Origin of the sequence: Cupriavidus sp. YR651 (assembly GCF_900101625.1) — a bacterium.
Classification (GTDB): Bacteria; Pseudomonadota; Gammaproteobacteria; order Burkholderiales; family Burkholderiaceae; genus Cupriavidus.
Genome location: NZ_FMYZ01000003.1, coordinates 318,567 through 339,761, shown reverse-complemented (window position 1 = coordinate 339,761; position 21,195 = coordinate 318,567). Strand labels below are relative to the sequence as shown.

The window sequence follows — 21,195 nt, the reverse complement described above, 5'->3', positions numbered from 1 at the left end:
ATGCCGTACACTCGCCCGGCGATCTTCCGCGTCAACGCATGCCGATGCGTTCAGCGACGAGCATCCCTGAACGACGTGCTGCGCAAGATGGATGTAGCTGACAGAGGGAAAGAACATGGATGTAGCCGACCTCAGGTTCTTTGAAGCAGTTGCCCGCCACGGCAGCATGAATCGGGCGGCGACGGCGCTGCACACCGTACAGTCCAATGTCACCGCCCGGATCCGGGCGCTGGAAAGAGAGGTGGGCGTCGCGCTGTTCCAGCGCCATGTGCGCGGCGTGAGCCTGACGCCGGCCGGACAGCGCATGCTCCCGTATGCGGCCCGGATCGCCAAGCTGGTATCGGACGCCCGACAGGCCGCCATGGATGACGGCCCGCCCAGCGGTTCGCTGGTGCTGGGGACGCTGGAGACGACGGCGGCGCTGCGCCTTTCTCCCATGCTCAGCAATTTCGCCCGCCGATATCCGCAAGTGAGGCTGTCCCTGACCACCGGAACGACCTGCAGCCTGGCGGCGGATGTCGTCGAGTGTCGCCTCGACGCCGCATTCATCGCCGGCCCCGTCGACCATCCCGATCTTTGCAGCGAAGCGATCTACCAGGAGGAACTCGTCCTGGTGACACCACGGACCATCGCCTCGCTGGATGCCCTGCCGTCAGTGCAGGATCTCCGCGTCATCGTGTTCCGGCTGGGATGCTCTTACCGCCAGCGGCTGGAAGTCCTGCTGGCGGAAATGGGCATCCTGGTGAGCACGCCGCTCGAGTTTGGCTCGCTCGATGCGATCATCGCCTGCGTTGCAGGGGGGATCGGCATCACGCTGCTCCCGCGTGGCGTGGTGGCAGCCGCCGCGCAGCAGGGTCTGGTTTCGCTTCACGAACTATCGCCTGACAAGGCTCACGTCGAGACGCTTCTCGTAAGGCGCCGCGACGCCTACGTCTCGACCGCGATGACGGCATTCGTCAACGCGGCGCGCTCTCAGTTCTCTACATTGATGGCGGCTGCATAAGCCACTTCGCTCACGCCCGTCCGTTGTGCCACCAGCTTCGGCGGCACAACGGACGCATCGCGTATCAGCCCAGCTGATACTTCTCCCGCACCAGATGACCGATGCCGATGCGGTCAAGCACGTTCAGCGGACAGAGGAAGGTCACGCGGACCGTGCCGGGCAGCCTGCTGATATCGATCGACCCCGTAATCGTCGCGCGATTGAGGACCTCGTCATAGGGCAGACCGGTCACGTCGGCGGCACGCTGGAGGCCATTCTTGGTCGCCGCGTTGAGATCCGGCCCGCTGCCGATAAAGGTAATCGGACCAGATTCCTCGATGTCGCGCTGACCCCAGCGCGCACCCAGTTCGCGCACCTTCTGGGTCTCCAGCGCTGACATCGGCCGGGCCAGCGGCGGCAGGTCTTCCAGGTTCTGCAGGAGGATCGGGCCATCGATCGTCAGGCCCTTGATCACCTCCACGGTCAGTTCCGTCTCGCCGGATACATCCGTCGCATGGCCGGCGATTTCGCCATTGCCCTGCTGCGCATGCATGTCGCCCATGTAAACGCCGGCGCCGGGCACCTTGACCGGGCAGATCAGGATGCAGCCTTCGCGCACCGCATTGGTATCCATATGGCCATCGGTCTTGGCCGCGTGCAGATCGGCTTCACTCATGCCATAGCGATGCGGCGCGTCGATCAGGTATTGACCGAAATCCGCGCAGTTATGGGAATCCGGAAGGTCGCGCGACGGCGTGGTGCCGATGTTGCCCAGGAACGGGCGCATGCGCGATGCCACGCCGGGCATGTCGGCGCGCGCCAGCGACAGGATCGAGTGCTGCGCGGCCAGTTCGGGCAAGGCGGACATCTCGGACGCGTTGCCGGCCAGCCGGTTCGCGACGTCCTGATTGACGGTCAGGCTGACTTGATTCTCGTGATCCAGCACGATGACGTAGCCGTGGCCGAAGCGGAATGCATTGACTTCCGCGCCGCAGTGATTGCAGCGGATCGCCATCTCGCCAATGCCCTCGACATGGCTCGCGGGATGCTCGGTGCCACATTCGGCGCAGAACTTATGGACGAACGGATCGCCGGTATAGCGGCCTTCGACGAACTTCATCACGCCTGACGAGGTAGCGAACGACGTCACCGTCATGCGCTGGATCTTCAACGCAACGGCGTCGCCGATCTCGGCGCCCTCAATGGCAACGGGTTGCGTGACCTCGTGCCCGCCCTGGAAGGATGGCGTGATCATCGGGCCCCAGCAGCCGGGCGGCGTGCCCGTGACCAGCGTGCCGCCGTTGGCAAGCGGCCCCAGCATCTTCTGGCTCGGACCGATCACGCCCTGGGTGTAGCGGGTGACGCGCAGCCAGTTTGTGGGGGACTGGTCGCTCAAGGCGTTGAGGGAATTCGTTGTCATAACGTGTCTCCTTGGAGTGGGGCCAGGTGCGAATCACCGGCCGGAATGGGGGGCGCGGCGATGCCGGCGCATCGCCTGCAGGAGTTCGTGCCGCAGGACGTCTTGCTTCCTGCGCCAATCACATACACCGAATCACGTGCGCCATTTGCCGCCGGCCACCAACTCGCTCACCGCATCGACAAAGGCCTGGGGCGCTTCCTGCGGCAGGTTATGGCCAACGCCGGGGATCTGGCGATGGATGCGGGGGCCCGCGAAACGGGCGGCCTGCCCCTTGCCGTCCGTCGCCGGCACCACGCCGTCAGCCATCCCATCCAGCGTGATGCTGGGCACCGTGATCGCCGGCAACTTCGCCAGCTTTCTCTCCGCGTCTTCATACAGCGGATAGCCGGGCGCCAGACCTAGTCGATGCCGGTAGGAATGGATCACGATCTCGACGTAGTCGGGGTTGTTGAACGCTTCGGCCGCGCGCACGAACGTGGCGTCATCGAACTGCCAGGTCGGCGAGTTGTTCTTCCAGAGAATGCGGGCGATATCGTTGCGACTCGCCTCCAGCCCTTTGCGGCCGCGTTCAGTCTGGAAGTAGAACTGATACCAGAGGCCCCATTCGACCTGCGGCGGCAGGGGCTGCGTCGCGCGCGCGATGTCCTGGATCAGATAGCTATTCACGGAAACCAGCCCGACGCAGCGCGATGGCCGCAGCGCGGCGACCACACACGCCGCGCGCCCACCCCAGTCGTAGCCGGCGAGCACCGCTTCCGGAATATGGAGCGCGTCCATCAGCGCGATCACGTCCTCGCCAATCGCCGCCTGCTGGCCCGAGCGCGGCGTCGACGCGCTGAGGAAGCGCGTGGTGCCGTGTCCGCGCAAATGCGGGACGATCACGCGATAGCCGCGCGCGGCGAGCATCGGGGCCACATCCACATAGCTGTGGATGTCATACGGGAAGCCATGCAGCAGGATCACCGGCCGGCCGTTCTCGGGCCCCGCCTCGTGATAGCCGATATCGAGCAATTCCGTCCGCACCTGGCGGACGGACAGATGGCGCAACGCGCCGCCCGTGACGGCGGCGGCGGCGGCGTCCGTCACGCCCTGGGCCGCCTTGGCGGCGAAGGCCGGCGCGCTGGCGGCCAGCGTGGCGCCGGCCACGCCGGCTGCACCAGTCAGCAAGAACCGGCGACGGGAAAGGTTTTTCTCGGACACGATGTCATTCCTCAAGGTTAGTCGGGAGCAAACGATCGATCCCGAACGTTCCATCCCAAACACTCAATCCAATGTCACGCCGGTGATGAGCCCGTTGCTCACCCAGTCGGCAAGCAGCGCTCCGGCCCTGGCGATGCCATCCACATCGCCGAGTTGCTGGACCAGGTGATCGCAAAGCTCGGAGAAGCTGCCGTTCTGCTGCAGATGCAGGAGCGCGTCGCGCTCCACCGCGTCGACATGCCGCAGAAAGCAGGAAAACTCGCGGCGCCAGACGATCAGGCCGCCCGGGGCTTCCAGCATCTCGCCCTCGGGCGTCGGCGCGCCGTCGCGCATCGCGGTCCAGATCTGTTCGGCATTGGTCGTCGCCGTCCGCATCATCAGCGAGGGCGTCAGGCGCAGCCGCGCGGCGTCCCAGTCGAGATCCGCAAGGTCCTGCGTGGAGATCGGCACCGCGTCGGCCGCGACGAACGCCTGCGATAACGCCAGCTCGATCCACGCGAGTTCATGCAGATCCGGGTTGTCGGGGTACTGCGCCACCAGCGTCTCGCCAAAGTCATCGGCATAGGCATCGAGCGTCCAGGCGTACGGCGGATGACTGTTGATATGGGCGATGGCGGCAGCCAGGAACGTCTCGTCGCCCAGCCATTCGCGCACCACCGGATACGAGGACTCGAGGCAGCCCACCAACTGGGCGCGATAGTTGTTCTGGTAGACGGCAAGGCCCGGCGCGGCGCCGGAACGCAGACGGCGTGCCGCCACCGGCGATGACCGCGTCAGCCACGCCTGAAAATCCTGTTGAAGTGCGGCCAGACTCATGACGCCTCCACGGCAAGGGCGGGCGCGGCGTCGTAGCCGCGGGCGCCGATGGCACGTGCCGTCGACAGTTCGGCCAGCAAGTCGGCAAGCGGCGGGATATCGTCGTCGCGCTCGATCATCGTCGCCACGTTGCCAACGCGGGCTCTCGCCTCGGCGTAGAGCTTCCACACCGCGTCGCAGACCGCGCTGTCGTGGGTATCGATCAGCAGGTCGCGGCCATGGCTATGGCCGGCAAGGTGAATCTGGCGCACGTGCGCAGCGGGGATGCCGGCCAGATAGGCGTGCGCGTCGAATCCGTTGTTCGTCGCGCTCACATAGACATTGTTGACGTCCAGCAGCAGGTTGCAGCCGGTGCGCCTGCACATGGCGGCGATGAACTCCCACTCGCTCATGTCGCTGTCATCGAAGCTGAGATAGCTCGACGGATTCTCGAACAGCATGGTGCGGCCCAGCGCGTCCTGCGCCATCCCGATGTTGGCGCAGACGATATCGAGGGCTTCTTCCGTGTACGGCAGCGGTAACAGGTCATGCGAGTTGAAGCCGCCGACGCGGGACCAGCTCAGGTGATCGGATACGTAGAGCGGCTCGATCTCGTCGACGAGGGCTTTCAGGCGCTTCAGGTAATCACGGTCGAGCCCGTCGGACGAGCCCACCGACATCGAGACACCATGCAGCACCACCGGATAGCGGCTGCGGACTTCGCGCAACACATGGCGAGGCCGGCCCCCGCTGACCATGAAGTTCTCGGAGATGACTTCCACGAAATCGACGGGAACGTCAGTCTCCAGGAAGTCACGGTAGTGTTCCTTGCGCAGGCCGAGGCCGTAGCCGGCGAAAGGCAGACTGTGAGCGGGCATGGTTCGTACTCGGAAAAACGTCAATAAGCGTCAATGCATGGCCGGCCCGACGCGGTGAACCACCGCGCCGGGACGGAGGCTTCTTACTTCGGCTCGGTCAGCGTGCCGCCGGCCTTCAGGCATTCCGACTTGGGCTTGACCAGCACGCCCTTGCCTTTGCATTCGTTCAGGCCCTTGCAATCGTTCTTGGCGGTGGCGCAGAGGCTGGTGCCCTTGCAGCTGTTGACGCCGTAGCAGCGGCCCGGTTCTTCCTTGCCGGCGGCTTGCGCCGGGCTGGCGATCGAGATCGACGCCATGGCGATGAGAGCGGCGGCGGCGGCGATGCTGGCGCTGGATTTCTTGATCATGGACATGAAATTTCTCCTGGATTGAATCAGTGGGGGGTGCCGGATGGCAGGAAGTACGGAAGAGCGAGGCGCCCGTCCGATCTTCCGGTTACTTCACGTTGCGTGCCGCTTCCTCGATCACCTGTGCGACGGCTTCGGGCTGCGAGATGTAGACGGCATGGCTGGCCTTGATTTCGGTGACCTTGGCACCGGCGCGCTTGTACATCCAGCGTTGCAGGTCGGGATTCAGGGCGCGATCTTCTGTGGCGACGATGCCGTAGCTGGGCTTGTCGTGCCACGCGGCGGTCCATGCGCCGGCGGCAAACGCCGCGGACGTCACCGGCACCTGGGAGGCGGCCATGAAGTCCGTGCGATTGGTCGTCAGGTCGCCGGCAAAGTCCGCGCCGAACTTGGCGCGATCGAAGTAGAGATGCCCATCGCGGGTGGTACGGACATCGTCGCTGGCCGCCGGCATGGAAGCGGCAAGCTGCGCGACGCTCTCGCCAACGTCCGGCTGCAGGCCGGCCACGTAGACGAGCGCCTTCACCTTGCCGCGTGCGCCGGCCATCGTAATCACGGAGCCGCCGTAGCTGTGGCCGACCAGCACCACCGGGCCGTCCTGCTCATCGACCAGATCGCGCGCGGCGGCAACGTCTTCGCTCAGCGTCGTATGCGGGAGCTGCACGACGCTGACCTTGTAGCCCTTGTGGATCAGGATGTCGTGCACGACGCGCCAACCCGAACCGTCGACAAACGCCCCGTGCACCAGGACGATGTTCTTGGCCCCCGGCGGCGCGGCCGGCTCTGCCGCCGAAGCGAACGTGGGTATTGCCAGCGCCATGGCGATGGCTAGCGTGGAGGTAAATCGCACTTTGTTTCTCCATCGGGCCGCAGAGGCCCTTGTTTTACGAAAGAAATCGGTTTGTCGCGGGAATCCGTGGCGCTACCGGGCACGCATCGGCGTGCTAACGGCGGCGCCCCAGAACGTGATCCAGCGACCAGGCCCCGCCGCCGTAGGCAATCAGGGGCAGCAGCAGGCCGGCCCAGCTGAGATGCGTTGGCCAGGCGTCGGGGTAAACGAAGATCTCGATCACCGCCGTCATGCCCAACAGCGCGGCGGCTGCGGGACGCGTGGCCAGCCCGAGCACAAGCAGGATCGGAAACAGATGCTCGGACCACGTCGCCAGTTGCGCGGCGAGTTCGCTCGGGATCAGCGGCAACGCGTACTCGGAGGCAAACAGTTCGTAGGTCGACGCCTTGATCGCCAGCAGTCCATCCACCTTCGTCCGCCCCGACAGGAAGAACACCGAGGCGATGCCGAGTCGCGCAACCAGCAGCAACAAGGCTTGCGGCATCAGGCGCTGCAGCGCGGCGGTCGCCGGTCCGATCCCTGCCTCGGCACGCTGTGGTGCGGAGATGCCCGCACCGTGGCCTGTGCGAGTCGTCACTGGATGGCCTTCAGCGAGCCGTGACCCTTGGGCGTCTTGATCTGCGTGCAAGTGCCCTTCTCCACCATCACCCAGGCATTGCCCTGGTAGTCCTTCTTGGACGTGCCCGCGCAGGACGTGCCCGCACCGGCCGAACAATCATTCTTTCCCGCCAGCGCCACGCCGTAGCACTTTTCCGTGGCCTTGGCCGGCTCCGCGGCATGCGCCATGCCCGCGAGGGCGTTGAGGGAAATAGCGAGGGTGGCCGCGAGGGCTGCATGGGAACGCTTCATGGTGATTTCCTTGGTCAAACGTCGAGAGTCAGAAAACAGATCCGGTGCCTGAACGGTGCTGAAGAAAATGGGTTCGAATTCGTTTTGAAATCGCATTCGATTGCATCGGATGCGATGGATAATACGCGAGGAAAAACGGATGTCAACCCTATCGATTAAATCGGATGCGATGTAGTTATAATGTGTCCCGGATACAGACTGATACAGACAGCAATTACCCATTCACGACCCTATGAAACGCACCAACGCCGCCGCCAAAAAGAGCGCCGCTGACAATCCGCGGCTTGCGGATTTCCTCTGCTTTGCCGTCTATTCGGCAAACCTTGCCTTCGGCAAGGCTTACCAGCCGATCCTGAAGGCGCTCGGCCTGACCTATACGCAATACATCACCATCATCGCGCTGTGGGAGGAGAATCATCAGACCGTGAGCGGCCTGGGCGAGAAGCTCTTCCTGGAATCCAACACGCTGACGCCCATCCTCAAGAAGCTCGAAGCGATGGGCTACATCGACCGGCAACGCGACCCGTCGGATGAGCGACAGGTCGTTGTGAGCCTGACCGATGCGGGACGACGCCTGCGCGAGAAGGCGCTGAGCATGAACCTCGTGGACGCCTGCGGCCTGACGCCAAACGAATTCCAGACCACGCAACAGTCCGTCGCCGCGCTGCGCGACAACCTGATCCGGTCCATGTCCGACAAGTCATAGCCATGGCGCGGCCTTTGGCCTTATTGGCTCCATCGGCCGCGCCATCGTCTACAGGAATCCCGTCGAGATCCACGGCACCGTGGCGATCAGCAGGAGCGCGATGAATAGCGCGCCCAGATACGGCCAGATCCGCCGCATCGCCTGATCGGGGCTGACCTTGCCGATGGCACAAGCCGCATAGAATCCCACGCCGAACGGCGGTGCAAACAGGCCCAACCCCATGGCGAAGACCACCACCATGGCGAAATGCACCTCGTGCACGCCAACAGACTTGGCGATAGGAAACAGCAGCGGGCCGAAGAGCACGATGGCGGGAATCCCCTCCAGAAAGCTGCCCAGCACCACAAACGCGATCGCCGACACCACCATGAATCCCGCTGCACCACCCGGGATGGCCTGCATCCATGTGGTCAGCAACGTCGAGAATCCCGACTGGGTCAGCGCCCAGGCCATTGCCGTCGCGCAGCCGATGATCAACAGGATCGCGCCTGACAACGACGCGGTATCGACAAGAATCGGGTAGAGCCGCGACCATCCGATGCGCCGGTAGACGATCGCTCCGACGATCAGGGTATAGGCAACGCCAATGGTCGCCACTTCCGTTGCGGTGGCAACACCCTCCACCACGGCCGCACGGATCAGGAACGGCAATGCGATGGCCGGCGCCGCGTGCACCAGGGCTTTCATGACATCGGACGCCGATGCACGCGCAGCCTGCGCGACGTCTCGCTTGCGGTTCTTCCACCAGACCACGATGGCCAGCGCAACGGCACCCACAATCGCCGGCATGAAGCCACCCGTGAAGAGCGCGGCAATGGAGATGCTGGTCACCGATCCGATCGTGATCAGCACCAGGCTCGGCGGAATCGTCTCCGACATTGCCCCTGACGCGCTGAGCATGGAGACAAGCTCGCCTTCATGCTCGTTGCGCCGCTTCATCTCCGGAAAGAGCGCGGGCGCCACCGCGGCCATGTCAGCCGCCTTGGACCCGGAGATGCCGGACACCAGATACATTGCCCCGATCAACACATAGGAGAGGCCACCGCGCAGGTGCCCGATCAAGCCGGCCAACACCCGGATCATCGCCTCCGCGAGTCCCATGGCCTCGATCAGGGCCCCCAGGAAGACGAACAGCGGCACCGATAGCAACACCGCCCCGGACATGCCTTCATCGACGCGCCCGACGGCCACGATCAGCGGCGTATGGGTTGACGCGAGCAGGTACGCCACGGTGGAAAGCCCGAAGGCCGTCATGATCGGCACGCCGACGGTGACCATCAACCCGACGCCGACGAGGAAGAAGAGCACGAGGTTCAGCGTGCCCAGGGACTGGAACATCGCCGTGTTGCCGAGGACGGCCGCCGCGACAAGGCCAGCCAGCGCCACGGAAATCGTCAGATCCGCCAGCCTGGCCGTCCGCACGAGGCGCAGCACGACCAGCACCAGCATCAGCGTGAACGACACCCCCAACGCCGCGACGCGAATCGTATGCGGTATTTCCAGCGCGGGCGTCGTGATCTCCCATTCCTCACGCGCGTATTCCCACGCCGGCAGCATCATGGCGATCATGAACACCGCCACCACCACATCGCCAAACGTGTCGACGAATGCCCTGGCGCGCGGCGATAGTCGCCCGATAAAGCTGGTCAGCCGCATATGCTGTCCGCGGCGGATGGCAATGGTGGCGCCCAGCATCGCCAGCCAGATGAACAGCAGCGACGCGAGTTCGTCGCCCCAAAGCAGCGGGTCCCTCACGACGTAGCGATAGAAGACATTGGCGAGCAGCAGCAAGACCTCGGCGACGATCAGCAACGCGGCGGGCCATTCGGTCAGCCAGCCGATCCACTGCTCCACTTTCAGGCTCGCGCGCGACAGCGCGGTGTTGTGACTCGCGTAAAGGGCGCGGTCAGACAGCGACGATTCCATGGGGTAGTTCCTTCCGATAGTGGACCGACGATCTCAGGCGAGACCCGGCGCGTACTGCAGAAGCACATCCCAGGCTTGCGAACCGAACTTCTTCTTCCACTCGTCGTAGAAACCCGCCTTGCGCAGCGCTTCGCGGAATGGCTTCGGGTCGGTGCGATTGACCGTCATCCCCTTTTGCGCAAGCGTGGTTTCGAGGCTGGCATTCAGCCTGGCCACGTCCGCGCGCAGATCCATTGCAGAGCGGTTGACATGACGGGTCACGATCTCCTGCAGCGGTTGCGGCACCGTCGCCCAGGCCCGCTTGTTCATCACCGGCCAATAGCCGTTCCACACATGGTTGGTCAGGGAGCAGTACTTCTGCACCTCGTAGAACTTGGAGGTATAGATCGTCGACAGCGGGTTCTCCTGGCCTTCGACGATCTTGGTCTGCAGCGCGGAATAGAGCTCGCTCAGGTTCAGTGCGGTCGGGCCCGCGCCGAACGCCTTGTACATCGACACCCAGAGGGGCGCTACCGGTACCCGGATCTTGAATCCCTTCAGATCGTCAGGCCCCTTCACTGGTTTGGCGTTGCTCGTGATCTGGCGGAAGCCGTTCTCCCAGATGTTGTCGAACGCAACGAGTCCCGCGCCAGCGATCTTGCCGCGAACGAAGGCACCGAGCTGGCCGTCCATCGCGGCATGCGCCCGCTCCTCCGAGTCAAAGGCGAAGCCGACCGCGTTGAGCGCAGCCAGTGGCACCAGCGTGCCGAGGATGATCTCGGGCATCAGCACCATCTCCATGCCGCCAGACCGCGTCTGCGCGAGCATATCGGTATCCCCGCCCAGTTGGTTGTTGCCGAACACCTGGAGGTCGAAGCGGCCACCCGACTCCGTCTTGATGCGCGCGGAAGCTTCGAGCAACCGGACGTGCATGGCATGCGTCACCGGCAGGTCATGGCCGCACTTGAACGTGAATTCGGCGGCTGCCCGCGCTTGTCCCGGCAGGATGGCGGCCGCGGGTGCCACCGCGATGGCCGCGGCACCCTGGATGATGCGTCGACGCTTAATGTCTATCAATTTGGTTCTCCTTTGGATTTCATGGCGATAGCACCCCGCCGCGCGCTAGCGCGGGGGATGCAGCGTGTGTTGTTCTTTTTCTTGGAAAGGGACGCGTGCGTGCGTCAGGAATGTCAGTCGACGCGGTAGCGTTCGATGACTGCGGGATCGGGGTCGAAGCCAAGGCCCGGCCCCTGGGGAACGTCAATGTGCCCGTCACGTGGGCGCAGGGCGCCGCCATACAGGTCGGCGGCCATATCGAAGTAGCGCCACTCGATCATCGACCCGGCATCGCCCAGTGCAGCGGTGGCATGGATGCTGGCGAGCAACCCCGGACCGTCATAGAACGTATGCACCATGACCGCCACGTTGTGCGCATCCGCGAGTGCCATGACCTTGCGCAGTTCGGTGATGCCGCCCATCTTTGCCGGACTCGGCTGGACGAAGTCGACCGCGCCGGCCGAGAGCATCTGCTGGAATTCGATCAGCGTGGACGCGTTCTCGCCTGCAGCGACCGGAATGCGTGACGCGCGGCGCAGTGCCGCCAGCCCGTGATAGTTCTCCGGCGGCCAGATCGGCTCTTCCAGCCATCGCAGCCCGAAGGGCTCCAGCTTCGCGGAGATATCAATCGCCTCGCGCAGCGACCACGGGCAGTTCACATCGAGGGTGATCTCGACGTCGGGACCGGCCGCCTTGCGGGCCGCTTCAATGACCGCGAGATCGACTTCGTGGAGCTTGAGCGAGCGGTAGCCCTCGTCAATCGCGCGGTGGATATTCGCCGTGATCGCGTCACTATCCGCGTAGCGAATCAGGCTCGCATAGGCCGGCAGGCTGGTGCGGCGCGCACCGCCGAGCAGCGCATGCACCGGCTTGCCCGCCGCCTTGCCGGCCAGGTCCCACAGTGCGATGTCGAGTGCCGACAGCGCGAACGTCACGGCACCACTGCGGCCAAAGATGTGAAAGCGCCGTTGCAGGTCCTGCGAGATCGACTCGATCGCGCCCGCATCCAGGCCAATGCATGCGGGCCCGATCATCGTCTCGATGACCGCCTTCACCGCGGGAATGGCCGTAAAGCCGAAAGACTCGCCCCAGCCCACCAGGCCGGTATCCGACGTCACTTTTACCAGGAGCGAGTCCGCTGCCTGCAAGTCGCCCTTGCCCCACACACCGGCGGCAGACTTGCCACCCACGGTGAACGGCACACGCAGAACAATCGCCTCGACGGCTGCAATCTTCATCACTACACCTTCTGCATCTCGATATTGCGCTCCGTGTCCATCACGATGCGTGTCGGCGAATTCTAGTGAGGGCTCCGGACGAGCCAGTAGCGATTTTTCCGGATACCCCCTATCTGTTTGACAGATGGCGGACGGCCGGCGCGGACTTGTTCCGCCGTGTATCAATTCATGTTCTTCCGTGCGGCTTTATCGGGGCCAACGGCGCACCTATAGTTCGACGCAAGGCAGGCCACGGCAGTCGCAGCAAATGCCGCAGGCACCTCAATCTGACCGACCTAGCCATCAGGAGAACCGAGATGTCCGACAAGACGACTGCGACCACCGGCGCTACCGGCGGGACCCCCGCCCGGACGCTGACCCTGCCCGCGCCGCCGCAGCCACTGGGCCGCTATACGGCCGTCAGCCGTGCCGGCGATCTGCTGTTCATTTCCGGTCAGCTGCCGCTGCGCGACGGCAAGGTGGTCTGGCAAGGACAGGTCGGCAAGGACCTGACCGTCGAGGAAGGCAAGCAGGCCGCCGAACTGGCCGCGCTGAACGTGCTGGCCCAGATCGACAAGTACCTGGGCGGCGGATTCGAGCGCCTCGATCATATCGTCAGGCTGGAGGGCTACGTCACCAGCGCTCCGGGTTTCCTGGACCAGCCGGCGGTGCTCGACGGCGCATCGAACCTGTTCGCCGACCTGCTCGGGGACAAGGCCGGCCACGCACGCGCGGCGTACTCGCAAACCCAGCAGCCCGGCAATGCGGCGGTCATCCTTGTCGTCATCGCCCAAATCAAGGGCGCGTGACCGCGCATCCCGACCTTCCGGAGAATCTCATGGCATCTGTTGCCCGACGAATTGGATTGAGCCTGGGAATGGGCCTCGGAATGGCACTTGCCGCCGCGCTCGGCGCCGGATCGGCCTCGGCCGCCGGCCTGTCGCCCAAGGCCAACGGCGCCATCCTGCAGGAAGACATCAAGTGGTCGTCCTTCCCGGCGTTTCCGCAACGCGCGCAACTATCGGTGCTGGTCGGGGACCCGTCGGCCGCAGGGCCCTACGTGGTGCGCGTCAGCGTGCCGGCAGGCGTGAAGCTGATGCCGCACGTGCATCCGGAAGATCGCATCTACACGGTGATCTCGGGTGTCTTCTATATCGGCATCGGCGACGAATTCAATCCGCAGCGGCTGGTCGCCTATCCGCCCGGCAGCGTCATCGTGCTGCCCGGAGGCACGCCGCATTTCCACTGGGCTCGCTCCGGTGGCTACGTCACGCAGGTGAGCGGCAATGGCCCGCTGGGGATCGACTACGTCAACGCCGAAGACGACCCACGGCAAAAGGCGCACGTCCACTAGGCTAGGGCTCGAACTTCTCCACCAGGAAATCCACGAACGCGCGTACGCGGCGCGAGACGTGGCGTGCGTGGGGATACAGCAGGACGAATGGGCGGGTGCTGCCGCCATATGCCTGCAGGACCTCGACGAGAGTGCCGTCGCGCAGGTCCTGCTCCACGACAAAGCGGTAAGTCTGGAACAGGCCCGCGCCGGCGCGGGCCAGCGTCGCGCCGCCCAGGGCGTCCTCGGAGGTCGAGTAGGAGCCGGTGGTCACCATGTCGATCTCTTCCCCCTCTTGCTGGAATGTCCAGGGAATCCTGCGTCCGCTGCTCGGGCGTTCGAACTGGATGCATTCGTGCGTCAGCAGATCGTCCAGCGTCTTCGGCACGCCGTGTCGCTTGAGGTAGGCCGGCGTCGCGACGACCACCATTTCGGCGTCCTCGAGCTTGCGCGCGATCAGCGTGGAGTCCTCCGGTGCCCGCCCGCGCACCGACAGATCGAAGCCATCGTCGGCGAAGTCGACGTTGCGGTTGCTGATATGCACGTCGACGTCGACATCGGGATAGCGCTCCCTGAAGGCGGGCAATACCGGCAGCACCCGATAGTGGGCGTATGGCGTCGGCAGGCTGATGCGCAAGCGCCCGGCGGGCGTGGCGTGCTGGCGGCTGATCTGCCGCTCGGCGTCCACGAGATCCGCCAGCGCGGTGCGGCACTGCTCGAAGTAGGTCCGGCCTTCATCGGTCAGACGAATCTGCCGCGTCGTCCGCACGAACAGCCGCGCGCCAAGACGTTCTTCCAGCCGCGAAACACTACGGCTGACCGCTGCGGGCGTGACGCCTGCGGCGACGGCCGCGGCGGTGAAGCTGCCAAGCTCCGCCGCAAGACAGAAGAGTTCGATGCTGCCCAGTTGCAAATCGTCGAATTGGCGCTTCATGGTCTATGACACCGTGTAATGACTGTTGTTGCTTCGACGTCGTTCATCACGACCCCCAACGCCAGTACATTGGTTTTGTCGAAGCAAGTCATTCTAATCCCGTCTCCTCGACGACGCAGCCGCGAGGAGACCTAGCAAGCAAAGGCAAGAAAATGGAACTGATCTATGTTGGCGATCCGATGTGCTCGTGGTGCTATGGATTCGGCAAGGAAATGACGGCGCTCCGCGAACGTTTCCCGGAACTGCCGCTTCGCATCGTCGTGGGCGGCATCCGCGCGGGCGCCACCGATATCCTGGACGATGCCGGCAAGCAGTTTCGCCTGCAGCACTGGAGCCGGGTCGAGGCCGCCAGCGGCCTGCCGTTCAATCGCGAAGGCTTCGTGGCCCGCGAGAACTTTGTCTACGATACGGAGCCCATCTGCCGTGCCGTGGTAGCGGCGCGCCAGCTCGCCCCGCAAGCCGATCTGCTGGCGATCTTCCGGGCGCTGCAGCACGCGTTCTACGTCGACGCGCGCGATACCACCGACGGCAAGACGCTGGCGGAAGTCGCCACGCAGGCGCTGACCCGGCAAGGCCATGACATCGCCGTGGAGACGTTCCTGGCAACGTGGGCCAGCGAAGCCGCCAGGACGGCCACCGTCGACGACTTCCGCACGGCCCGTAGCTGGGGCATTTCCAGCTTCCCGGCCCTGGTGCTGGGCCACGCAGGCAAGCTCTATCGCGTATCGGCCGGCTACGCGCCGGTTGCCGATATCGCGCAACAACTCGAGCATGTGCTGCAAGCCACCAGCGCCGCCGCCTGACGCATCCACCCAGTCGCCATCGCGCCGTCATGCAACCGCTAGCGGCGCGATAGCATCCGACCGTTGGGCGCGGTCTGCATGCATCAGGAGAAACCGAAATGTCGGCTTCACTCACCCAGGGACCTGTCGACAAGGCCCATCAGCAGATCCTGCAGCAACTGCAGGTCTATCTCGACGCACTCTATGACGGAGACGTCGACGCACTGCGGCCTACCTTTCATCCCGCTGCACAGCTCTTTGCCGAAGTGCGCGGGGAGATCGTCCAGAAATCGCTCGACGTCTATCTGCAAGGCGTGGCGTCGCGCAAGAGTCCGGCCTCGCTCAACGAGGCCTACGGCATGTCGGTATTGTCCGTGGAGGTCGTCGGCAAGATCGCTTCGGCCAAGGTGCGCGTCCACATGGGCGGCTTCCGCTATCAGAACTTCCTTTCGCTGTTGAAGGTCGGCTGCGAATGGGTCATCGTCAACAAGCTCTATACCCACATCGACGACTAGACACGGCTCACGGCGCGCCGGAGCGTCAGTCCCGGGGCGGCAGCAAGTTCCGCTTCCCGCGCCCGCCAATCGCCCCGGACGCCGCCGCCCGCAGGAAGCGCTGGAACGTGGGGCATTCCATGTGAGTCGGCTTGGGGCAGGCCGCGGCGTGCCGCAGGCCGTCGCGCATGGCGCTCAGCTTGCGGATCGTCCTGTCCAGCTCCTCCGCCTTGTCCGCGAGCATCTGCCGGTCGATGTGCGGGCGATCGCCCGGCGCGAACATGAGCGCGATCTCTTCTAGCGAGAATCCGGCGGCGCGCCCCAGCGCGATCAGTGCCAGCCGGTCGAGCACGCCCGTATCGAACAGACGACGCAGCCCCCGCCTGCCGGTCGAGGCAATCAGCCCCTTTTCCTCATAGAAGCGCAGCGTCGAAGCCGGCACGCCGGACTGCCGCGCCACCTCGGAGATATCCAGGTTTTCCACCCTCTTGACCTCAAGTCGACTTGAATTTGTATAGTGCAGATTCCGCTTCATGAAGGCAAGCCGGAAGGCAAAGGGAACGACCATGGATGTGACGCATCAGACCGCCGACGAACAGGCGAGACTTTGGAATGGCCCCTCCGGACGCGCCTGGGTTGACGCACAGGCGTGGCTCGACGCGATGTTCCAGCCATTCGAAGACCTGCTGGTCAACGCCGCGTCCTCCGCCGGACGCGGGGTGCTCGACGTCGGCTGCGGCACGGGCGCCACCACGCTCGCCGTTGCCCGGCGGCACGGTGCCGCCAGCCGCTGCGTCGGCATCGACATTTCAGGGCCGATGATCGCCGCCGCCCGCGCGAGCGCCGAGCGGGAGGGCACGCCGGCAAGCTTCATTCAGGCCAATGCGCAAACACACGTGTTCGCGCCCGCAAGCTTCGACATGATCATTTCGCGCTTCGGCGTGATGTTCTTCGACGACCCGGTTCAAGCCTTTGCAAACCTGCGGCACGCGGCCAGTCAGGGCGCCGGGCTCCGGTGCATCGCCTGGCGCAGCGCGGCGGAGAATCCGTTCATGACGACGGCCGAGCGTGCGGCCGCGCCGCTCCTGCCCGACCTCCCCGCCCGCCGGCCGAACGCCCCGGGGCAATTTGCCTTCGCCGATCCGGACCGCGTTCGCGGCATCCTGGAACAAAGCGGCTGGCTGGAAATCGAGATCCGGCCGATCGACGTAGCCTGCATCCTGCCGGAGCAAGGGTTGGTTGAATACGTGACGCGGCTCGGTCCCGTCGGCCTGGCCCTGCAGGAAGCGGACGACCAGACGCGCGCGAAAGTCATCGAAACCGTTCGCGCCGCCTTCGATCCCTATGTGCACGGGGCCGAAGTACGCTTTACCGCCGCCTGCTGGATGATCGGGGCGCAGGCGCCGTCGGCATCGGGCGCGCGGAAGGAGGATGAACATGTCTGAGATCGGGCGCTTCATGCTCTGCGCGCTGCTGATCGGCGCGGGCGCGACGGTGGTCATGGATGTCTGGATGGCCGTCCGGCAACGGCTGCTCGGCATTCCGCCGCCGAACTATGCGCTGGTCGGCCGCTGGATCGCCTACCTGCCGCGCGGACGCTTTCGCCACGATCCCATTTCCGCCTCGCCGCCCGTGCAATCCGAGCGGCTGGTCGGGTGGATCGTCCACTATGGGACCGGCATTGTGTTCGCGGCCACGCTGCTCGCCATCTGGGGCCTCGACTGGGCCCGTGGTCCGACGATCGGCCCCGCGCTGATCGTCGGCATCGGCAGTGTCGCGGCACCTTTCCTTGTGATGCAGCCGGGCATGGGCGCGGGCGTCGCCGCCAGCCGCACGCCGCGTCCCGCCGCCGCCCGCGTCCAGAGCATCGTCACTCACGCGATATTCGGCCTCGGCCTCTATGCAGCCGGCTGGGTGACACGCCTATGGGCCGTGACAGCCTGAGCGTCACGGCTTCGGTTCGAGCGGACGGGTGCGTTCATCGCGCCTAGGACAAGAAGCGATGAATCTGTGCCACCACGGCCGCGCCTTCGCCCACCGCCGACGCGACACGCTTGGTGGACCCCGAGCGAACGTCGCCGATCGCGAACACGCCTTCGATGCTCGTCTGCAACGGCAGCGCCTGCAGCGCGGCTTCGGCAACGTCGGGGCCGGTCAGTACGAACCCCTTGCTGTCGAGAGACACGCCGCAGGCATTGAGCCAGCTTGTATTCGGCACGGCGCCGATGAACACGAACAGGTGATGCGTCGTCATGCTGCCTTCGACGCCGCCGGGGCCACGGTAGTACACGCGTTCGAGGCGCGTCTCCCCTTCCAGCGCACTCAGCTCCACACGCGTATGCAGTGTCACGTTCGGCAGCGCCCCGACGCGTTCCATCAGGTAGTGCGACATGGTGTTTCCAAGGCTCGTGCCGCGAATCAGCATGTGCACATGCTCGGCATGCGATGCCAGGAAAACCGCCGCCTGCCCCGCCGAGTTGCCACCGCCGACCAGCAGCACCGGCTCCTTGCGGCATAACCGGGCCTCCAGTGGAGTGGCCCAGTAGTAGACGCCGCAGCGCTCGAATCGCTCGAGGCCTTCGACGACGGGACGCCGATACTCCGCACCGCTGGCGATGACCACGGTGCGCGCGGCGATGCGGCGCGCATCGGCAAGCTCCACGAACAGCGGATGCTTGCCGCAATGCAAGGCCTTGACCTCGCATGGAATGCCGATATGCGCGCCGAATTTTTGCGCCTGCACGAACGCGCGGCCAGCGAGGGCTTGTCCGGTGATGCCGGTGGGAAAACCCAGGTAGTTCTCGATACGCGCACTCGTCCCCGCCTGGCCACCGGGTGCACGGCAGTCGAGCACCGCGACCGACAGCCCTTCGGACGCCGCGTAGACCGCCGTGGCCAGTCCGGCCGGGCCGGCGCCTACGATGGCCACGTCGTAGACATGCGTCGGATCGAACTCCGGAATCAGCCCCAGGCAAGAAGCAAGCTGCCCCTCGTCGGGGTTTCGCAGCACCGTGCCGTCCGGACAGACGACAAGCGGAAAGTCGTCGGCTTGCGGCGTCAGCCGCGCAAGCAAGGCAATGGCGTCGGCGTCCTGATCCGCATCCAGCGCCATGTTCGGAAAGGCATTGCGGCGCAGGAAATTTTGCAGCGCAAGGAGTCGCGCGTTGCCGGGTGCACCGACCAGAACGACGCCCTGCCCGCGCTCGATCACCAGCACACGCCTCAGGATCAGCGCCCGTATGATCTTTTCGCCAAGATCGGCCTCCATGACCATCATGGCGCTCAGTTCGTCCGGCCGCAGCAAGACCGCCTCGACGTCCTCGACGACATGGGCGTCCACGACGGCCGGCTTTCTCGATAGCTGCGTGACGTCCGAGGTGAACTCGCCGCGCTGGGTATAGGTGTGGATCGTCCGCTCATGGCCCAGGCCATCGCGGCCAACGATCCGGATCTTGCCCGACAGCAGGAGGAATACCCCCGGGCAGATGCTCCCGGCGCGATAGAGATAGTCGCCCTGGGCGTAGTGGCACGGGTTTCCGAAGCGACGCAACCTCTCGACTTCCGCATCCGTGAGAACCGGAAACATCTGCTGGTAACGCGGATGGTCGCGCACACTCGGGTCTTCGACCATCCGGTCGTCGCCAATGCGGCTTGCGTCCTCCGCTGGCTCGGAGGTGCGCGTATCGCCTCCCGGCACTGATTCGTTGCTCATCGCGGAATCTCCTCCAGCGGCTGCCGCTTGCCAAGGCAAGAGTAATCGACATGTCGCGGCCACCCAAGGATTCTTGCGATCCCGGCGAACGCTCGGCTTACCTCATTTCGATTGAGAAAAACTCAAGCGACTCGCCCGGAAATCTCGTTTGTCGCGGCGCGGTCCAGGTACGACTATCCAGTCATCCCCTGGCCATACCCATCCATCGACAAAGGAGACACCCGTGTCAATGCAGCCCTACACGCTCTGGAGCGCCGACGCATCCCCGGCCCTGCTGGCGTCCCGTGACCAATACACCGGCGAACAGGTGTTCCCCGTCGTGCCCGCGAATTCGCCGCTGGCGTCGCGCCATGACACCGTGCCAGTGACGGGTGTCGGCACGGTCTACAGCTTCACCGTGATCCACCCCGCGCCAAAGACCGGCCAGCCGCCTTACGCGCTGGGCTACGTGGACTTCGCCGGCCCGGTGCGCATCTTCGGCCGCTTGCTCGGCAACGACCGCCCCACCATCGGGGACCGCTACCTGCCGCAGCCGGACGAGACCTTCGGCTACGTGTTCCACGCTCTTCACGACTAATCAAGGTACGCCATGCAAGACATCTACATCTCCGGCGGCGCGATGACCCCCTTCGGCCGTCACCCGGGCGTGCTGGCGCCGGAACTGGCGCAGCAAGCCATCCTGAAGGCCGTCGACGACGCGAGCATTTCCCTCGATGACATCCAGGCCGTCTACTGCGCCAACGTGCTGGGCGGCATGATCCTGGGCCAGCTGATCGTGCGCGATCTCGGCCTGCGCGGCATTCCGGTCTACAACGTGGAGAACGCCTGCGCGAGCGGCGCCACCGGCGTGCATCTGGCGCGGCACGCGCTGCTGGCACAGCAGTACGACACCGTGCTGGTGTTCGGCATCGAACAGCTGACCGCGCTCGGTGGCGGCACGATCCCGCTGCAACGCAACGATCACAAGACGGATCTCTACGCGAAGGCCGGCATGGTGCTGCCAGCGGTCTATGCCATGCGCGGCACGCGCTTCCTGCATGAGCGCGATGCCACGTCCGAGGACCTGGCGAGCATCGCGGTCAAGAACCGCTACAACGGCACGCTGAACGAGTTCGCGCAACAGCGCACGGAAACCACCGTGGAGGAGGTGCTGGCCTCGCGCATGATTGCCGATCCGCTGACGCTGCTGCAGTGCTGCCCTTCGCAGGTGGATGGCGCCGCGGCCGTGATCCTGAGCACGCGGCGCCCCGCGCAGGCAAAGCCGGTGAAGGTGCTGTCCTCGGTGGTGGTGTCGGGCATCCGCGAGCAGGCCGATGACGACATCCTGGATGCGGAAATCACGGCCCGCGCGGCGCGCCAGGCCTACGAGCAAGCGGGCCTGGGGCCGCAAGACGTCAACGTGGTGGAACTGCACGACGCGTTCACGATCGCCGAGTTGCTCTACTACGAAGCGCTTGGCCTGGCACCCGTCGGGGAAGCGGTGCCGCTGCTGCGCTCCGGCGCCACGCGCCTCGGCGGCCGCGTGCCGGTGAATCCGAGCGGCGGCCTGCTGGCAAAGGGCCATCCGCTGGGCGCCACCGGCGTTGCACAGATGGTGGAAATCATGTGGCACCTGCAAGACCGGGCCGGCAGCCGCCAGGTGGCCGGCGCACGGGTCGGCCTGACCCAATGCACGGGTGGCGGCATCGCAGGCGTCGACCACGCGGCTTCATCCGTTCATCTGCTGGGAGTCTGA

Annotated in this window: 24 protein-coding genes; 10 read left to right on the top strand and 14 right to left on the bottom strand. The window is 65.1% G+C overall.

Translation table 11 applies throughout. From position 1 onward, the window contains the following. Nucleotides 1-115 precede the first annotated feature (115 nt). Complete coding sequence (locus BLR29_RS11220) at nucleotides 116-1,003, top strand: LysR family transcriptional regulator (RefSeq protein WP_092137041.1); 888 nt, start codon at nucleotides 116-118, stop codon at nucleotides 1,001-1,003. 64 nt (nucleotides 1,004-1,067) lie between these two features. Here BLR29_RS11220 and BLR29_RS11215 read toward each other — a convergent pair whose 3' ends face one another. The 8 genes from BLR29_RS11215 to BLR29_RS11180 all read right to left on the bottom strand — a co-directional run bounded on the left by BLR29_RS11215 (nucleotide 1,068) and on the right by BLR29_RS11180 (nucleotide 7,321). Beyond that, a complete protein-coding gene (locus tag BLR29_RS11215) occupies nucleotides 1,068-2,402 on the bottom strand; it encodes an acetamidase/formamidase family protein (protein ID WP_092137040.1) in 1,335 nt (444 codons plus the stop codon). 132 nt (nucleotides 2,403-2,534) lie between these two features. Continuing rightward, a complete protein-coding gene (locus BLR29_RS11210) occupies nucleotides 2,535-3,569 on the bottom strand; it encodes an alpha/beta fold hydrolase (protein ID WP_369804595.1) in 1,035 nt (344 codons plus the stop codon). Nucleotides 3,570-3,665: 96 nt separating this feature from the next. After that, nucleotides 3,666-4,418 carry an HvfC/BufC family peptide modification chaperone gene (locus BLR29_RS11205; RefSeq protein ID WP_092137038.1) on the bottom strand — a complete coding sequence of 251 codons (753 nt, stop codon included), beginning with the start codon at nucleotides 4,416-4,418 and terminating at the stop codon, nucleotides 3,666-3,668. Then, nucleotides 4,415-5,275, bottom strand: coding sequence for an MNIO family bufferin maturase (locus tag BLR29_RS11200; RefSeq protein ID WP_092137037.1), 861 nt, complete (start codon nucleotides 5,273-5,275; stop codon nucleotides 4,415-4,417). The genes BLR29_RS11205 and BLR29_RS11200 overlap by 4 nt, the downstream gene beginning before the upstream one ends. Nucleotides 5,276-5,358: 83 nt before the next feature. Further along, the gene (locus BLR29_RS11195) at nucleotides 5,359-5,628 is read right to left on the bottom strand and encodes a BufA2 family periplasmic bufferin-type metallophore (RefSeq protein WP_092137036.1); all 270 of its coding nucleotides are present in this window, start codon (nucleotides 5,626-5,628) and stop codon (nucleotides 5,359-5,361) included. 82 nt (nucleotides 5,629-5,710) lie between these two features. Beyond that, nucleotides 5,711-6,472 carry an alpha/beta fold hydrolase gene (locus tag BLR29_RS11190; RefSeq protein WP_092137035.1) on the bottom strand — a complete coding sequence of 254 codons (762 nt, stop codon included), beginning with the start codon at nucleotides 6,470-6,472 and terminating at the stop codon, nucleotides 5,711-5,713. A gap of 94 nt (nucleotides 6,473-6,566) precedes the next feature. Beyond that, nucleotides 6,567-6,956, bottom strand: a complete 390-nt coding sequence (locus BLR29_RS11185) for a DoxX family protein (protein WP_092137308.1) — start codon at nucleotides 6,954-6,956, stop codon at nucleotides 6,567-6,569. 89 nt (nucleotides 6,957-7,045) lie between these two features. Next, the gene (locus tag BLR29_RS11180; RefSeq protein WP_092137307.1) at nucleotides 7,046-7,321 is read right to left on the bottom strand and encodes a BufA1 family periplasmic bufferin-type metallophore; all 276 of its coding nucleotides are present in this window, start codon (nucleotides 7,319-7,321) and stop codon (nucleotides 7,046-7,048) included. 232 nt (nucleotides 7,322-7,553) lie between these two features. On the opposite strand from BLR29_RS11180, the gene BLR29_RS11175 reads away from it, so the two are divergent. Then, entirely contained in the window at nucleotides 7,554-8,027 is a 474-nt protein-coding gene (locus BLR29_RS11175; RefSeq protein ID WP_092137034.1) for a MarR family winged helix-turn-helix transcriptional regulator, read from the top strand. 48 nt (nucleotides 8,028-8,075) lie between these two features. Here the strand turns inward: BLR29_RS11175 and BLR29_RS11170 are convergent, their stop codons facing one another. From BLR29_RS11170 to BLR29_RS11160, 3 genes are all read right to left on the bottom strand, one after another. Further along, nucleotides 8,076-9,953 carry a TRAP transporter large permease gene (locus BLR29_RS11170; RefSeq protein WP_092137033.1) on the bottom strand — a complete coding sequence of 626 codons (1,878 nt, stop codon included), beginning with the start codon at nucleotides 9,951-9,953 and terminating at the stop codon, nucleotides 8,076-8,078. A gap of 33 nt (nucleotides 9,954-9,986) precedes the next feature. Further along, a complete protein-coding gene (locus BLR29_RS11165; RefSeq protein ID WP_369804582.1) occupies nucleotides 9,987-11,009 on the bottom strand; it encodes a TRAP transporter substrate-binding protein in 1,023 nt (340 codons plus the stop codon). 113 nt (nucleotides 11,010-11,122) lie between these two features. Then, nucleotides 11,123-12,226, bottom strand: coding sequence for a mandelate racemase/muconate lactonizing enzyme family protein (locus BLR29_RS11160; protein ID WP_092137032.1), 1,104 nt, complete (start codon nucleotides 12,224-12,226; stop codon nucleotides 11,123-11,125). Between the two features lie 296 nt (nucleotides 12,227-12,522). Between BLR29_RS11160 and BLR29_RS11155 the strand changes: the two genes are divergently transcribed. Together BLR29_RS11155 and BLR29_RS11150 are read left to right on the top strand one after the other, a co-directional pair. Then, nucleotides 12,523-13,014 carry a RidA family protein gene (locus BLR29_RS11155; protein ID WP_092137031.1) on the top strand — a complete coding sequence of 164 codons (492 nt, stop codon included), beginning with the start codon at nucleotides 12,523-12,525 and terminating at the stop codon, nucleotides 13,012-13,014. 29 nt (nucleotides 13,015-13,043) lie between these two features. Then, entirely contained in the window at nucleotides 13,044-13,559 is a 516-nt protein-coding gene (locus BLR29_RS11150) for a cupin domain-containing protein (RefSeq protein ID WP_218132683.1), read from the top strand. 1 nt (nucleotide 13,560) lies between these two features. Here the strand turns inward: BLR29_RS11150 and BLR29_RS11145 are convergent, their stop codons facing one another. Further along, the gene (locus tag BLR29_RS11145) at nucleotides 13,561-14,472 is read right to left on the bottom strand and encodes a LysR family transcriptional regulator (protein ID WP_092137030.1); all 912 of its coding nucleotides are present in this window, start codon (nucleotides 14,470-14,472) and stop codon (nucleotides 13,561-13,563) included. A gap of 152 nt (nucleotides 14,473-14,624) precedes the next feature. Here BLR29_RS11145 and BLR29_RS11140 point away from each other — a divergent pair, with 152 nt between their 5' ends. Both BLR29_RS11140 and BLR29_RS11135 read left to right on the top strand, forming a co-directional pair. Beyond that, the gene (locus BLR29_RS11140; protein WP_092137029.1) at nucleotides 14,625-15,275 is read left to right on the top strand and encodes a DsbA family protein; all 651 of its coding nucleotides are present in this window, start codon (nucleotides 14,625-14,627) and stop codon (nucleotides 15,273-15,275) included. Nucleotides 15,276-15,373: 98 nt separating this feature from the next. Continuing rightward, nucleotides 15,374-15,769, top strand: coding sequence for a nuclear transport factor 2 family protein (locus BLR29_RS11135; RefSeq protein ID WP_092137028.1), 396 nt, complete (start codon nucleotides 15,374-15,376; stop codon nucleotides 15,767-15,769). Nucleotides 15,770-15,794: 25 nt separating this feature from the next. Here BLR29_RS11135 and BLR29_RS11130 read toward each other — a convergent pair whose 3' ends face one another. Continuing rightward, on the bottom strand, nucleotides 15,795-16,232 hold the full coding sequence (locus BLR29_RS11130; RefSeq protein WP_092137304.1) for a helix-turn-helix domain-containing protein: 438 nt from the start codon (nucleotides 16,230-16,232) through the stop codon (nucleotides 15,795-15,797). 82 nt (nucleotides 16,233-16,314) lie between these two features. Here BLR29_RS11130 and BLR29_RS11125 point away from each other — a divergent pair, with 82 nt between their 5' ends. Next, nucleotides 16,315-17,193: a class I SAM-dependent methyltransferase gene (locus BLR29_RS11125; protein WP_092137027.1), complete on the top strand. Its 879-nt coding sequence runs from the start codon at nucleotides 16,315-16,317 to the stop codon at nucleotides 17,191-17,193. Then, nucleotides 17,186-17,692: a DUF2938 domain-containing protein gene (locus tag BLR29_RS11120; RefSeq protein ID WP_092137026.1), complete on the top strand. Its 507-nt coding sequence runs from the start codon at nucleotides 17,186-17,188 to the stop codon at nucleotides 17,690-17,692. Before BLR29_RS11125 ends, BLR29_RS11120 begins: the two co-directional genes overlap by 8 nt. 43 nt (nucleotides 17,693-17,735) lie before the next feature. On the opposite strand, the gene BLR29_RS11115 is transcribed toward BLR29_RS11120, so the two are convergent. Beyond that, on the bottom strand, nucleotides 17,736-19,460 hold the full coding sequence (locus BLR29_RS11115; RefSeq protein ID WP_092137025.1) for an FAD-dependent oxidoreductase: 1,725 nt from the start codon (nucleotides 19,458-19,460) through the stop codon (nucleotides 17,736-17,738). Between the two features lie 229 nt (nucleotides 19,461-19,689). On the opposite strand from BLR29_RS11115, the gene BLR29_RS11110 reads away from it, so the two are divergent. Together BLR29_RS11110 and BLR29_RS11105 are read left to right on the top strand one after the other, a co-directional pair. Continuing rightward, nucleotides 19,690-20,037 (top strand): Zn-ribbon domain-containing OB-fold protein, encoded by a 348-nt coding sequence (locus BLR29_RS11110; RefSeq protein WP_092137024.1) that lies wholly within the window; start codon nucleotides 19,690-19,692, stop codon nucleotides 20,035-20,037. A 12-nt stretch (nucleotides 20,038-20,049) separates the two neighbouring features. Next, nucleotides 20,050-21,195, top strand: coding sequence for a thiolase family protein (locus BLR29_RS11105; protein ID WP_092137023.1), 1,146 nt, complete (start codon nucleotides 20,050-20,052; stop codon nucleotides 21,193-21,195).

Bases quoted from the DNA above. Each gene is read 5' to 3' on its own strand.
- BLR29_RS11220 (WP_092137041.1), top strand. From the start codon at position 116: ATGGATGTAGCCGACCTCAGGTTCTTTGAAGCAGTTGCCCGCCACGGC.
- BLR29_RS11215 (WP_092137040.1), bottom strand. From the start codon at position 2,402: ATGACAACGAATTCCCTCAACGCCTTGAGCGACCAGTCCCCCACAAAC.
- BLR29_RS11205 (WP_092137038.1), bottom strand. From the start codon at position 4,418: ATGAGTCTGGCCGCACTTCAACAGGATTTTCAGGCGTGGCTGACGCGG.
- BLR29_RS11200 (WP_092137037.1), bottom strand. From the start codon at position 5,275: ATGCCCGCTCACAGTCTGCCTTTCGCCGGCTACGGCCTCGGCCTGCGC.
- BLR29_RS11195 (WP_092137036.1), bottom strand. From the start codon at position 5,628: ATGTCCATGATCAAGAAATCCAGCGCCAGCATCGCCGCCGCCGCCGCT.
- BLR29_RS11185 (WP_092137308.1), bottom strand. From the start codon at position 6,956: ATGCCGCAAGCCTTGTTGCTGCTGGTTGCGCGACTCGGCATCGCCTCG.
- BLR29_RS11180 (WP_092137307.1), bottom strand. From the start codon at position 7,321: ATGAAGCGTTCCCATGCAGCCCTCGCGGCCACCCTCGCTATTTCCCTC.
- BLR29_RS11175 (WP_092137034.1), top strand. From the start codon at position 7,554: ATGAAACGCACCAACGCCGCCGCCAAAAAGAGCGCCGCTGACAATCCG.
- BLR29_RS11170 (WP_092137033.1), bottom strand. From the start codon at position 9,953: ATGGAATCGTCGCTGTCTGACCGCGCCCTTTACGCGAGTCACAACACC.
- BLR29_RS11160 (WP_092137032.1), bottom strand. From the start codon at position 12,226: ATGAAGATTGCAGCCGTCGAGGCGATTGTTCTGCGTGTGCCGTTCACC.
- BLR29_RS11155 (WP_092137031.1), top strand. From the start codon at position 12,523: ATGTCCGACAAGACGACTGCGACCACCGGCGCTACCGGCGGGACCCCC.
- BLR29_RS11150 (WP_218132683.1), top strand. From the start codon at position 13,044: ATGGCATCTGTTGCCCGACGAATTGGATTGAGCCTGGGAATGGGCCTC.
- BLR29_RS11145 (WP_092137030.1), bottom strand. From the start codon at position 14,472: ATGAAGCGCCAATTCGACGATTTGCAACTGGGCAGCATCGAACTCTTC.
- BLR29_RS11140 (WP_092137029.1), top strand. From the start codon at position 14,625: ATGGAACTGATCTATGTTGGCGATCCGATGTGCTCGTGGTGCTATGGA.
- BLR29_RS11135 (WP_092137028.1), top strand. From the start codon at position 15,374: ATGTCGGCTTCACTCACCCAGGGACCTGTCGACAAGGCCCATCAGCAG.
- BLR29_RS11125 (WP_092137027.1), top strand. From the start codon at position 16,315: ATGGATGTGACGCATCAGACCGCCGACGAACAGGCGAGACTTTGGAAT.
- BLR29_RS11120 (WP_092137026.1), top strand. From the start codon at position 17,186: ATGTCTGAGATCGGGCGCTTCATGCTCTGCGCGCTGCTGATCGGCGCG.
- BLR29_RS11115 (WP_092137025.1), bottom strand. From the start codon at position 19,460: ATGAGCAACGAATCAGTGCCGGGAGGCGATACGCGCACCTCCGAGCCA.
- BLR29_RS11110 (WP_092137024.1), top strand. From the start codon at position 19,690: ATGCAGCCCTACACGCTCTGGAGCGCCGACGCATCCCCGGCCCTGCTG.
- BLR29_RS11105 (WP_092137023.1), top strand. From the start codon at position 20,050: ATGCAAGACATCTACATCTCCGGCGGCGCGATGACCCCCTTCGGCCGT.